Source organism: Actinocrinis sp. (assembly GCF_035605935.1).
GTDB lineage: Bacteria > Actinomycetota > Actinomycetes > Streptomycetales > Catenulisporaceae > Actinocrinis.
In genome coordinates this window covers 18,053-27,018 of record NZ_DATNGK010000130.1, presented here as the reverse complement: position 1 = coordinate 27,018, position 8,966 = coordinate 18,053, and the positions used below count along the sequence as shown (strand labels likewise).

5 protein-coding genes and 2 pseudogenes are annotated in these 8,966 nt (G+C 68.5%); 6 read left to right on the top strand and 1 reads right to left on the bottom strand.

Annotation, left to right across the window (positions count from 1 at the left end; all coding sequences use genetic code 11):
* The 5 genes and pseudogenes from VN779_RS26440 to VN779_RS11335 form a co-directional block, all read left to right on the top strand.
* A pseudogene (locus VN779_RS26440) lies at positions 1 to 102 on the top strand (IclR family transcriptional regulator); the annotation flags it as partial.
* A 521-nt stretch (positions 103 to 623) separates the two neighbouring features.
* Positions 624 to 1,844: pseudogene (locus tag VN779_RS11345) on the top strand (carbohydrate-binding protein); the annotation flags it as partial.
* The gene (locus tag VN779_RS26660) at positions 1,821 to 2,051 is read left to right on the top strand and encodes a carbohydrate-binding protein (RefSeq protein WP_414639643.1); all 231 of its coding nucleotides are present in this window, start codon (positions 1,821 to 1,823) and stop codon (positions 2,049 to 2,051) included. The pseudogene VN779_RS11345 and the gene VN779_RS26660, both read left to right, overlap by 24 nt.
* A 326-nt stretch (positions 2,052 to 2,377) precedes the next feature.
* Positions 2,378 to 4,825: a HelD family protein gene (locus VN779_RS11340; RefSeq protein ID WP_414639642.1), complete on the top strand. Its 2,448-nt coding sequence runs from the start codon at positions 2,378 to 2,380 to the stop codon at positions 4,823 to 4,825.
* Between the two features lie 528 nt (positions 4,826 to 5,353).
* The gene (locus VN779_RS11335) at positions 5,354 to 7,009 is read left to right on the top strand and encodes a hypothetical protein (protein ID WP_325722438.1); all 1,656 of its coding nucleotides are present in this window, start codon (positions 5,354 to 5,356) and stop codon (positions 7,007 to 7,009) included.
* A gap of 30 nt (positions 7,010 to 7,039) precedes the next feature.
* Here VN779_RS11335 and VN779_RS11330 read toward each other — a convergent pair whose 3' ends face one another.
* Positions 7,040 to 8,020 carry a YihY/virulence factor BrkB family protein gene (locus tag VN779_RS11330; RefSeq protein ID WP_325722437.1) on the bottom strand — a complete coding sequence of 327 codons (981 nt, stop codon included), beginning with the start codon at positions 8,018 to 8,020 and terminating at the stop codon, positions 7,040 to 7,042.
* 144 nt (positions 8,021 to 8,164) lie between these two features.
* Between VN779_RS11330 and VN779_RS11325 the strand changes: the two genes are divergently transcribed.
* Positions 8,165 to 8,941, top strand: coding sequence for a GAF and ANTAR domain-containing protein (locus VN779_RS11325; protein WP_325722436.1), 777 nt, complete (start codon positions 8,165 to 8,167; stop codon positions 8,939 to 8,941).
* The last annotated feature ends 25 nt before the right edge of the window (positions 8,942 to 8,966 follow it).

The following is an 8,966-nucleotide window of genomic DNA, read 5'->3' as shown; positions in this document are numbered from 1 at the left end:
GGACCGATCGAGCGGCTGACTCGTCAGCCCGGCAAGTTGCACGGTGAGGCCGTGGTCGAGGCGGCGGCGCGGCTGTCCGAGGCGGTCAAGCGCGGCTCCTGACCGCGACGGCCCTGCGCAAATTCAGGTGGCGCGACCCGGACGGGTTTCCGCGTCCTTACACCATGCCTTGGCCGGCCACAGCGGAATTCGAGCGTGCCGATGGCCCTCGAACTGCTGTGGCCGGACGGCGCTGATCACCCGCGCCTCCATAGCTCCCGTGCACGGCGGCGCGACCGCGCCCTAAGTGAAGCTCAACGAGGCGTTATCGGCGCGGCGCTCTAGACCTCTGCGCGGCGAGCAGCAGGCATGATGCCCAGGTAGATCGGGAAAACGGCGCGGGTATTGACGGGAAAATGCCCGCCCCGAACTCTTGACCTGCCAATTGGTCTAGTCCACTGTATTAATCCCCGGATCACGCGCGGCGGCATCTCTCCCCTGCCCGCGCGCCCGGCCGATTGACGCTCGGACCGCCACGCGGTTCGGACCGGACGGCGCCCCGGTCCGCCTCGCTCCCCTCCGCCCGACTGCGCCGTGCCCACGTCGCGCAGCCCACGGGCGGCGAACGTGAACAGGAGTAGTCCTTGAGAAGGAAGCAATTCGCGGCGCTGGGCGCGGTGGCTGCGGTCGGGATCGCCACCGGCACGACCTTCGCGCTGGCCACGTCGAGCAACGCGGCGACCACCGCGCTGTCGAGCAACTGGTACGCCTCCGCGCCGTACCTCTACGTCAATGACTCCGCCACGCCTGACCCCGGCACCATCATGGACGCGACCGGGCAGAAGGCCTTCGAACTCGCCTTCATCCTCGACGCCGGCGGCTGCACCCCGGCCTGGAACACCAGCGACCCGGTTTCCTCGGACACCTCGGTCGGCAATCTGATCAACGGGATCCGGGCCAAGGGCGGTGACGTCTCGGTCTCCATCGGCGGCTATGGCGGCACGAAGCTGGGCCAGGACTGCGGGACCCCGGCCGCAACCGCCGCCGCGTACCAGCAGGTGGTCAGTAAGTACTCGATCCACGCGATGGACTTCGACCTGGAAGAGCCGGAGTACGAGAACAGCACGGCGATCGCGAACGAGCTGGGCGCGGCGCAGATCCTGCAGCGCAACAACCCGGGTCTGATCGTCACCGTGACCATGCCGGGTACCACCTCCGGCACCGGCTACTTCGGCGGCCTGCTGCTCGACGAGTCCAAGTCGCTCGGCTTCACCCCGGCCAGCTTCTCGATCATGCCGTTCGACGGCGGGTTCAACGGGGCCTCGTCGCAGACCGCGGCGCTCGACGCCTTCCACAGCCTGCTCGAGACGCACATGGGCTGGGACAGCGCGACTGCGTACGCGCACGAGGGCATCTCGATGATGAACGGGCGCTCGGACTCCGGCGAGTACTTCTACCAGTCGGATTTCCAGAGCGTGCTCAGCTATGTCGAGAACAACCACCTCGGCAGGTACACCTTCTGGGACGTCAACCGCGACCGGCAGTGCACCCCGCCGGACAACAATGGCACCACGTCGAGTTCGTGCAGCAGCGTGCCGCAGAACAGCTGGGACTTCACGAAGTACACCACCCAGTTCGCCGGCGCGACCCCGCCCACCACGGTTCCGTCCAGCACGCCGAGCGCGAGCCCGACCGGCGGTACTGGCGGCGGTAGCTGCTCGGCTCCGGCGTGGGTGTCGACGACCGCATACAACGGCGGCGCGGTGGTCTCGTACAACGGCCATCAGTGGACTGCGAAGTGGTGGACACAGGGCGACATCCCCGGCAACAACTCGCAGAACGTGTGGACCGACAACGGCGCGTGCAGCGGAGGCGGCGGTAACCCGAGCCCGTCCGCGTCGAGCGGCGGAGGCGGCACGTGTTCTGCTTCCGCGTGGGTGTCCACGACCGCGTACACCGGCGGGGCCGTGGTCAGCTACAACGGTCACAAGTGGACTGCGAAGTGGTGGACCCAAGGCGACATCCCCGGCAACAACTCGCAGAACGTCTGGACCGACAACGGAGCCTGTTAGCCGCAGTTAGCAGGTAACCGCATAGCAGGTAACTGATACGACTAGGGCGCGGACGGCAAGTAGCCGTCCGCGCCCTAGTCGTTCTGCCGCGAACGCCGGGACTGAGCAGAATCCGCCAGACGAACGGTGCCTTCGAGATGGCAGCGCCGTTGAGGATGAATCACGTCATTGAATGCGTGCGCGAAGTGCGCTAGAGTGGCCAACCGCGCATGTTTGCGCGCAGCACAGAGTAAGCCGGATCTCCGGCTACTTCATACAGTAGGGACCTGGGAGGCGTCTTGTCAAGCGGATCCGCCGAAATCGCCCGCGAGCAGGAATACGTGACCATGCTCTACAACCGGCTCGACGCCTTGCGCGAGCGCGCCGCGGGCCGATTCGCGCAGGTACTGCGGCAGGAAGGAGGCACCCGGCAAAGCCGCACCGAGCGCGACATCGCCGCCTCCGAGCAGGCCGACCGGCTCGCTCAGCTGGACGCCGCCGAGGACGGGCTGTGCTTCGGCCAACTCGACTTCGGCCCGGCCGACCGCGGTAAAAACGCCACCGGCGACGGTTTGCCCGCCGACCCGAGCGAGCGGCGCTACGTCGGCCGACTCGGCATCCGTGATGAGGGCGACGACTATGAGCCACTGCTGATCGACTGGCGCGCCCCGGCGGCCCGTCCGTTCTACATCGCCACCGCCGCCGCTCCACTCGGTGTCCGGCGTCGCCGGCACATCAAGACCCGGCAGCGCACCGTCACAGGGCTCGATGATGACGTGCTCGACCTCGACGCCCTGGACGGCGAACGTGACGCGGCCGGTGCGGCGCAAGGCCTCGTCGGCGAGGGGGCGTTGCTCTCCGCGGTCACCGCCAACCGGACCGGGCGGATGCGTGACGTCGTCGAGACGATCCAGGCAGAACAGGACCATGCGATCCGGGCCGGCCTGCCCGGCGTCCTGGTCGTGCAGGGCGGCCCTGGCACCGGGAAAACCGCAGTCGCGCTGCACCGCGCCGCGTACCTGCTCTACACCCACCGCGAGCGGTTGGCCCGGCGCGGGGTGTTGATCGTCGGCCCGAATCCGACCTTCCTGCGGTACATCTCGCACGTGCTGCCCTCGCTCGGCGAGACCAGCGCGGTGTTGCGCACCCTCGGCGAGCTCTTTCCCGGTGTCGTCGCCGACCGTGCGGAGGCGACGCGGACCGGCGAGATCAAGGGACGCGCGGTCATGGCGGACGTGCTGGCCGCCGCCCTGCGGGCCCGGCAGCGAGTGCCGCAGGAGGAGCTGGAGGTCGAGATCGATCACGTGCTCTACCGGCTCGATCGCGAGACCTGCGCCGAAGCGCGCGAGCTTGCCCGCGGCTCGCTGGAACCGCACAACGTCGCCAGGCCCGCTCTGGTCGACCGGATCCTCGACGCGCTGACCGAGCAGGTGGTGCGGCGGCTGAATCAGGACCCGTTCGGCGAGTTGACCCGCGAGCTGGTCGCCGAGATCGAGCGGGATCTGCGGCAGTTCGGCGACCTGGGCGAGGCCCCGCTGGAAGAGGAACTGCTGAGCCGCCGGGACGCCGCGCAGATCCGGCGCGGACTGGCCGAGGAGCCGGCCGTGCAAGCCGCGCTGGACTGGCTTTGGCCGGAGCTGACGCCGCAGCGGCTACTTGCCGATCTGTTCGCCGATCGCGACCTGCTGGAAGAGGCCGCGGCCGGGCTCCTCACGCCGGACGAGCAGGCCGCGTTACTCCGCGAGCGCAGTATCGATTCGAGCGAGGCTGATTCGAGCAGCTCTGATTCGAGCGAGGCTGACTTGGGCGAAGCCGAGCGCAGCGCGGCCGATGGGAGCGACGGCGGCTGGTCCGTAGCCGACGTGCCGCTGCTCGACGAGGCCGCCGAGTTGCTGGGTCTCTCCGACGACCGCGCGGAAGAGGAGGAGCGCCGACGCCGGGAGCGTCAGGTGGCTTACGCGCAGGGCGTGCTCGACATCCTCGCCGGCTCGGCGCTGCCGGACATCGAGGACCGCAAGGATGACCTGGTGACCGTCACCGACTTCGTGACCGCGGAGCACCTCGCCGACGAACAGGACTTCCGCGGCTACCTCACCGTCGCCGACCGAGCCGCCGCCGACCGCACCTGGACCTTCGGTCACGTCATCGTGGACGAGGCGCAGGAGCTTTCCGCGATGGCTTGGCGAGTGCTGATGCGCCGCTGCCCGAGCCGATCGATGACGATCGTCGGAGACGTGGCGCAGACCGGGGATTTGGCCGGCACCGACTCGTGGGGCAAGGTGCTCGAACCCTACGTCGGCGATCGCTGGCGGCTGGCCCAGCTGACGGTGAACTACCGCACCCCGGCCGAGGTGATGGCCGTGGCGGCCAAGGTCCTGGCGCGGATCAACCCGGCGCTCGAACCGCCGCGCTCCGTTCGCGAATCAGGGATCGAACCGTGGCGGGAATCCGTCCCGGCCGCGCAGCTGCCGGCCAGGCTCGGTGAGGTCGCGGCGCGCGAGGCCCAAGGGGTCGGCGAGGGCAGGCTCGCGGTGATCGTGCCGGCGGACCGCGCCGCGCAGCTCGCCGAAGCCGTGCTGGCCGCCGTGCCTGACGCGGCGTACGGACCGGACCCGGATCTCGAATGCCGCACGGTGGTTCTGCCGGTTCGGCAGGCCAAGGGGCTGGAGTTCGATACCGTACTCGTCGTCGATCCGGACGCCATCGCGGCAGATCCCGTGCGCGGTGACAGCGATCTGTACGTCGCGCTGACCCGGGTCACCCGGCGCCTGGCCATCCTCGAGACGGACGACTGAGAAGGCGGACGGGGATGATCGGGGAACGGGAATACCCTGCGCTGCGCGCCACGGAGCCGGAGCGGAATAAGTTTACTGTCATAAGCCGGGAGGCCGGGGAAACCACAAATTCGGTGGAGGGCCGCGGCGACCTGCCGGGTCCCGGACGCCCGGACGACGATGCGCCGGCGCTCAGCCTAGGGTTGGCGCTCACCTTGGCGCTGCGGCTGAAGTCTTAAGCCGAAAATACCGGTTAAGTTCGCTGCCCCGGCGGGATCAACACCCGCCGCGGCGACCGAACTTTTTCCAACAATGGTCTACACCTTAATCATCAATAACCGGCTTTCCGACCACGAATCCGGCTTCTGATATACAGGCCCACCTGTGCAAACACCCCACAGGTCACGAGTTCGCGCATTTTCTGGTTAACGCTCATACGCAGACGCCATAATGTAGATGCGCGCCACCCGATCGAGTGAATGCGTACGGAATACTAGACATCGCCGCCTGTAAAGACGATGCTATGGCACGCGCTCTGGGGAGGTAACCGTGGGCATTGGCGCGACTCCGCACCTGATAGGCACCGGAAACGATTCCGGACGCCCGCCGCACCAGACTGCCGCGGCGGCGCCGAGCGCGGGCGGTCTCGTGGTGGTCAGGGACGAGCGCGGCGTGCTGTCCGTGATGCACTGCCTGCCGGACGAGCTGGTCCTCGACTCCGGGTTTCAGCAGGCTTATCGCGCCGAGTGCGCGGCGATGGCAGCCCTCGGGGAGCCCCGGGTGGCCGAGCCGCTCAGCTACATCATGGACGCCGGCGGACGCATCGTGGCGACCGTGCGCAGGCACTTTCCCGGCGTGCCGCTCTCCGAACTGCTGACCCAGTCCCGAGGTGGCCGCAGCCTTGACGCGCAGGCAGCTGCGACCGTGGTCAGCGACGTACTGGTCGCGCTCGACGCCTTACATCGGCGCGGTGTCGCGCATCGCCAGCTCGAACCGAGCGAAATCATCGTCGGCCGGGGCGGAGAATGCGTCGTGGTCGGCGCGGGACTGGCCGTACGCCCCAGGATCACCGGTTCGGCCGCCGACGACCTCGGCGGCGCGATCGCGTTCGACCTGGCCGCAGTGCCCGAATTGTTCGCGCTCTGCCTCACTTCGGGCCGGATCTCCGGCCGGGACGTCGGAACCACGCATCACGGCGCGGAGAAGCTGCACGGAGTAGCGCAGAACATTTACACGGCGCTGGCCGAGTCGCGCCACGCACCGGTGGAACGCTGGGAGCGCGGCGGCGTCGCGGCGGAGATGCTGGCCGAACTCGAGGCCGCGGCCCAGCAATTCGGGGCCGGATGGCGCGAGCGCGGACACGAACGGCTCGCCCTTTGCGCCCGGACGCTGCGTAGGCCGCGGTCGGTGCGCATCGAGCGCGGCGACCGCGAGGGGCGCCGCCGTCCCACTGCACTGATCACCCGTTCCCCCGCGCTGCACAGCGAACTGCAAGACACCGCGGATTCTCCGACGGCCGCGACGAGGTCCGGTGGCATACCCCGCGAAGCGTGGGGCGTACTGCCCAAGGGCAACGGCCGGCGCGCGATGCGGCGCGGCGTACTGACGACCTGGTGGCTCAGAGCGGTGGCCGTGGGCGTGCCGGTGGCCGTGCTACTGCTCGCCATCGCGTTGATCAGCGGCACCTTCTCGGGCTCCGCGCCGAAGACCCCGCCGCCGCCCTCGCTCGCCGTGGAGACCGGCGCGCAGGCGCCCGCGATGAGCGCAGGACCGAGCGCGGCCGCCAGTGCGGCGCCCAGCCCGAGCCCGTCGAATTCGCCGGCTCAGGTGGTTCAGGTGTCTGCTAGTTCACCCGCCCCGGTCACCGCCGTCACGTCTCTCTCGATCGCCAGCCTCACCTTCACCGCGGCGAGGTCCGCTACAGCGACCGTCGTCGTTGACGCGGCCACGAGTGGGACCGCGACGGTGAACGTGGCCGTGACGATCACCGAGAACGGCCCCTACGGACCGAGTACCCGCACCGACCACTTCACCTTCTCCGGTCAGCACAAGTACACGCTGAGCGATAACTTCCAGGCGATGCCGTGTTCCTGGGGCAACATGAAGCAGGTGGTGGCGAAGGTTCAGGTGAGCGCGACCGTGCCCTCGACGAATGCGGCAGCCGCGACCGCTTCCGGAAACCTGTATTCGATGCAGTGCGGGTAATGAACCGGTTCGGCTGAAGATCCAGCGCCGCTAAAGCCGGTCCACCTCGGCCGCGCCGGCCCGCGCTTCCGGGTCGCCGCCCTGCACTGCCGCCTCGCGTTCCGCCTCGGCGTTGATCTCCGCTCCGATCAGCACCGCGATAGCCGCCAGATAAAGCCACAAGATCAGGATCACGACCCCGGCGAATGCTCCGTACGTCTTTCCGTACGAGCCGAATTTGGCGACGTAGAAAGAGAATCCGAGCGAGGCGAGCAAGAAGATCGCGGTGCCCACCAGACCGCCGGGGCTCACCCACTGCCAGCGCGGGGTGGGCCGGTTCGGCGCGTAGTAGTAGTACACCGAGAACAGCAGCGACACGACGATGAGCGTGGCGGCCCAGCGCACGATCGTCCAGACCACCACGAACGCCGATCCGGCCACTCCCACGTGCCCTTCGATCGCGTGGCCCAGCGGCGCGCCGAACACCAGCAGCACCGCGGCGACTCCGCCGAACAGGGCGGTGGCCGCCATCAGGGGGAAGGAGCGCAGCCGGGTGGCCACGAACTTGCGATCCTCGGTCACCTCGTACGCGACGTTCAAGCCGATCTGCAATGCCGCCATGCCGGCGGACGCACTCCACAGCGCGATCACGACACCGATGATCAGGGCAGTAAGCGAAGCGGCCGAGGAACGTGATGTCGCCGAGTTGACCGCGTCAGTGAACACGCCGGACGCGCCGGGCGGCAGCGCCGTGTTCAGCCCGTTGACCAGGTGCTTGATCGTGCCGGCGCCGAGGCGCAGCAGGCTGGTGATGCCGAGTACCGCGATCAGCGCCGGAAAGAGCGCCAGGAACCAGTGGTAGGCCAGGCTTCCCGCGGTCATGCTGCACCGGTCGCGAGAGAACTTCTTCATGCTGCGCTTGAGAGTCTGCCGCCATCCGGCCTCGCCGAGTTCGAGCGGATTGTCCGGACCGCGCCGGTTGCTCTCGTCCTGCGCCGGGATGGTCTCCCGGGACTGCTGCGGTTCTGGCATGAATCCGCGCTACCCGATCGCACGTTGATCTAACGGTGGGTCCGTCTGACGGTGGTCCGGTTTGGTACGGCCGACACGGGATACCGAGAGATTCGGATTCCGGACTTGTGCGGCCTGGTGGGCACCGCGTGAAATGATTGACCGGTGTTCGACGACGGGCGGAGGTGGGGTGACCTGGCAGGCCAGCACCCGAGCGACCCGGCGCACGTGGCGCAGTCGGTCCTGGCGAGCATCCGTGGCGCCGAAGCCGGCCAGATCCCGGCGCGGCTGTGCGCATTGTCCACGGAGCTGCTTTCCGTCACCGGGGCGTCCATTTCCTTGATGGCGCAGGGCGCGGTGTGGCGCCTGCTCTGCTCATCCGACGACGCGGCCAGGCAGTTGGCTGAGGTCCAGTACACCTTGGGCGACGGGCCGTGTCCGCACGCCTTCTCGATCGGCGCCCCGGTGTTCGCCGCGGATTTGAGCAAGTCGCAGGACGCGCGGCGCTGGCCGGTATTCGCGCTGCGCGCGCTGGAGGTCGGCGCAAAGGCCGTGTTCTCCTTTCCGCTCGGCATCGGCGCGATCTCGGCCGGCACGCTCGATCTGTATCGGGACAGCCCCGGACCACTGTCCGAGGCCGAGTTGGGTGCGGCGCTGCTAATCGCCGACGCCGTTACGCTCTGCGTACTTCGCCTTTGCGCCGGACGGGGCGAGACTGAATACGCTGAAGGCGATGCCGAGTTGGGCTGGCTCAGCGGTCAGGTCGACCACGACGAAGTGCACCAGGCGACTGGAATGGTGATGATCCAGTGCGACGTCGGGGCGCAAGAGGCGCTGCTGATGCTGCGAGCCCGGGCGTTCGCCAGCGAGATGACACTCACCGCCCTCGCACACGAAGTAGTCAACCGCAGGATGCAGTTCGGCGGCGCTGATGAGGCTTAGCCGCCGCGATCGAATTCGGGCCCGG

Coding starts and splice junctions, on each gene's coding strand:
- VN779_RS11340 (WP_414639642.1), top strand. CDS start 2,378: ATGCTCTACAACCGGCTCGACGCCTTGCGCGAGCGCGCCGCGGGCCGA.
- VN779_RS11330 (WP_325722437.1), bottom strand. CDS start 8,020: ATGCCAGAACCGCAGCAGTCCCGGGAGACCATCCCGGCGCAGGACGAG.